Raw genomic sequence first — 3,359 nt, 5'->3', positions numbered from 1 at the left:
TCTTCGGCCGGCGCGCACCCGCTGGCGGTGCAGGGGCGTGCGGCGGCGGCCAGCTATGGGCCTCGGGCCGCGGCGGCCGTGCAGCTGCAAGCCGGGCAGCCGGCCGCCGCCTCGGTGGCCGTGTACCGGCTCGACTCGCTGGCCGCCAGCGCCCCGGCCCCGGACATTACCGGCTACCTGCTGCTGGCCGCCGACCTGCCCGGCTACGTGGAAGACGCCGGCTACTACTGCCGCGACTCTAGCGCCACCGCCCAGCGGGCCGCCGACAACCTGATGCTGACCCAGGGCTGGCGCCGCTTCCGTTGGGACGACGTGCTCGCCAGCGGCGGCCCGCCGCCGGCCGCCTTCCCGCCCGAAGCCAACGGCTACCTGCTGCAAGGGCGCATCAGCCGGCCCGACGGGGCCCCCGCGCCCGGCGTGGCGGCGTACCTGTCGCTGCCCGGCCGCGCGTTTTGGTTTGACAATGCGCTGAGCCAGGCCGAGGGCCGGGTGCAGTTCGAAGTGCCCAATTTCTACGGTGTGCGCAAGCTGGTGCTCCAAACCAACCCCCTGCGCGACAGCCTGTACCGCGTCGAGCTGCTGAGCCCGTTCACGGTCGGCGGCGGGGCCCCCGTGCCGGGGCTGCCGCCGCTGCCCGCCCGCTGGGCCCCCGGCCTGGCCGAGCGCCACCTGCAAGGGCAGGTGCAGCAGGCGTTTACGGCCGCCGCGCCGCAGTTCCGGGCCGTGCCGGGCGATACGGTGGCGTTTTATGGCCGGCCCGATGAGCACTACCGCCTCGACGACTACACGCGCTTCCCCACGGTGGAGGAGGTGATGCGCGAGTACGTGCCCGGCGTGCTGGTGCGCAAGCGCAAGGACGGCTTCCACTTTTTGGTCGTGGACCGGCCCAACCACGCGCTGCTGCGCGAGAACCCCCTCACGCTCCTCGACGGCCTGCCCGTCTTCGACGTCAACCAGGTAATGGCCTTCGACCCCTTGAAAATCAAGAACCTCGACGTGATGGCCAGCCGCTACTTCCTGGGCCCCGCCGTGTACGACGGCGTGGTGAGCTACACCACCTACCAGGGCGATTTGGGCGGCTTCCCGCTCAACCCGCGCGCCCTCATCGAAGAATACGAGGGCCTGCAAGTGCCCCGCGAGTTCTACGCCCCGCGCTACGACACCGAGGCCCAGCAGCGCAGCCGCCTGCCCGACCTGCGCAACCTGCTCTACTGGAACCCCGACGTGCGCCTGGTTCAACAGCCGCAGGAGCTAAAATTCTTCACCTCCGACCAGGCCGGCCAATACCTGGTGGTGGTCCAGGCCCTGGCCCCCAACGGCCAAACCGGCAGTACCAGCTTCACCTTCGAAGTGAAGCCCGCGCTTTAGGATTAGCTCAGCAATAACCAATTGCTGGCCATTGCGTTGCAGAAATAATATTTTATTATTTTCCCCGCCCGCCATGTCCAGCAAACGCGAAGAAATCGAACCCAACCCCGGCGATAAGCGCTACATCCGGCGCAACGACGACGGCGAAATTGAAACGTCCGTCGACCTGAACAAATCCCTCTCGCAAGACGACCGGCACGACGCCGAGAAGACCAGCGAGCCCGGCCAGGGTGACCACGGCGACGGCCACACCGGCAGCCGCGGAAAGTAACACTGGGGGCCCCGCAGCAGCAGCAGCTACGGGGCCCCCAGTGTTTGTAGTTGTTTGGTGTTAGTCAAAATGTGCCGGTAGTCTAAAACGGGGTGGTCCGGCGACTTTTTCAGTCGTCGGGCCACTCTGGCTAGAAAACAGCGGCTCCGGTTTGAAGTAAGAGTGGTCCGACGACAGAAAAGTCGCCGGACCACCCCTTTTAGCCCACTGCCCTGAATGTTATTCGCGGTCTAACAATTGACAACTGGCAACCTACGCGTGCCCCAGGGCCTCCCAGCGGCCTTGGGGCCCCGTGGAGCGGCGGAAGAGCACCGCGGCGCCCCAGCCCAGCCCGGCGCCGATGAGGGCCCCGCCCAGCACGTCGGTGGGGAAGTGGGCCCCCAGGTAGATGCGGCTGTAGGAGAGCAGGCTGGCCCATAGAAAAACGCCCGCTTTCAGGAGCCGGTAGCGGCCGGCGGGCAGCGTGAGGAGCAGGAACACGGCCAGCGCAAAGCCGTTGGCGGCGTGCGACGACATGAAGCCGTACTGCCCGCCGCAGCCGTCGGGCAGGTACAGCTGGGCCTCCAGGGCGGGGTTGTGGCAGGGGCGCAGGCGGGCAAAAAATGGCTTGAAGAAGCGGCTCGTGATGCTGTCGGCCAGGGCCACGGCCGTGACCACCAGCGGCAGCAGCACAATGGCGCGCCGCCGGAAGTGCCAGACCAGCCAGCCAATGAGCGCGGCGTAAAACGGAAACCACACCAAGCGGTTCGAGGCGAAGGTCATCACCGCGTCGAGGGCGGGGCCCCGGGCGTGGTTCACGGCCAACAGCAGCTGGTCGTCGACGGCGTGCAGCGCCCTAAACATGGGCCAGCCAATCGACGCCCTTGCGCAGCCAGGCCTGGGTGGTGGCCTCGGGGGTGCCCGCGGCGGGCGGGTTGGGCTGGTAGCTCCAGCCGGTGCGCGGCGGCAGGCTCATGAGGATGGACTCGGTGCGGCCGCCGGTTTCGAGGCCGAAGCGGGTGCCGCGGTCGAAGGCCAGGTTGAACTCGGCGTAGCGGGCCCGGCGGATGGTTTGCCAGGCCTCTTCGGCGGGGCCGAAGGGCAGGGCGTGGTTTTCGGCCATCAGCTCGGTGTAGAAGGGCGCGAACAGCTCGGCCACGTCTTTTATGAGCTGGAACAACTCCTCGGCCGTGCCGTCGGGGCCCACCGTGAGGCGGTCGAAGAAGATGCCGCCTACGCCGCGGGTTTCCTGGCGGTGGGGCAGGTAGAAGTAGTCGTCGGCCCAGCGCGTGAAGCGCGGGTAGTACGCCGGGTTGTGCCGGTCGCACACGGCTTTGAGACGCTGGTGGAAGCGCTGGGCCTGGGCTTCGTCCACGTAAATGGGCGTCAAATCAATGCCGCCGCCGAACCACGCCTCGCCGTTGCCGGCCTCGAAGTAGCGCACGTTCATGTGGATGATGGGCACGCGGGGGCTGCGCGGGTGCAGCACCAGGCTCACGCCGGTGGCGTAGAAGTGCGGGTCGGGCATGTGCAGCTGGCGGGCGGCGGCCTCGCTCATGGCGCCCCACACGGCCGAGAAGCCCACGCCGCCTTTTTCCAGGATGGCGCCGTTTTCCAGCACTTTGCTGCGGCCGCCGCCGCCGCCGGGGCGCGCCCAGGCGTCGGTGCCGAAGCGGGCGGGGCCCCCGTCGGCGGCTTCGAGGTGGGGCGCAGAGGCGGAGCTGGAAATCGGCCAGCCAGG

The 3,359-nt window shown here is 68.4% G+C and carries 3 protein-coding genes and 1 pseudogene; 2 read left to right on the top strand and 2 right to left on the bottom strand.

The annotated features are described in order from the left end of the window. A pseudogene (locus BEN49_RS27965) lies at positions 1-1,368 on the top strand (hypothetical protein); the annotation flags it as partial. A 73-nt stretch (positions 1,369-1,441) separates the two neighbouring features. After that, positions 1,442-1,639, top strand: coding sequence for a hypothetical protein (locus BEN49_RS12605; protein ID WP_070743945.1), 198 nt, complete (start codon positions 1,442-1,444; stop codon positions 1,637-1,639). A 252-nt stretch (positions 1,640-1,891) separates the two neighbouring features. Here the strand turns inward: BEN49_RS12605 and BEN49_RS12600 are convergent, their stop codons facing one another. Both BEN49_RS12600 and hemF read right to left on the bottom strand, forming a co-directional pair. After that, complete coding sequence (locus tag BEN49_RS12600; protein WP_070743944.1) at positions 1,892-2,482, bottom strand: phosphatase PAP2 family protein; 591 nt, start codon at positions 2,480-2,482, stop codon at positions 1,892-1,894. Next, the gene (gene hemF / locus BEN49_RS12595; RefSeq protein WP_438831781.1) at positions 2,475-3,347 is read right to left on the bottom strand and encodes an oxygen-dependent coproporphyrinogen oxidase; all 873 of its coding nucleotides are present in this window, start codon (positions 3,345-3,347) and stop codon (positions 2,475-2,477) included. Before hemF ends, BEN49_RS12600 begins: the two co-directional genes overlap by 8 nt. Between the last annotated feature and the right edge of the window lie 12 nt (positions 3,348-3,359).

It is taken from the genome of Hymenobacter coccineus (assembly GCF_001816125.1).
GTDB lineage: Bacteria > Bacteroidota > Bacteroidia > Cytophagales > Hymenobacteraceae > Hymenobacter > Hymenobacter coccineus.
Note: the sequence above shows the minus strand (reverse complement) of the source record. Positions and strands in the feature narration are given on the sequence as shown.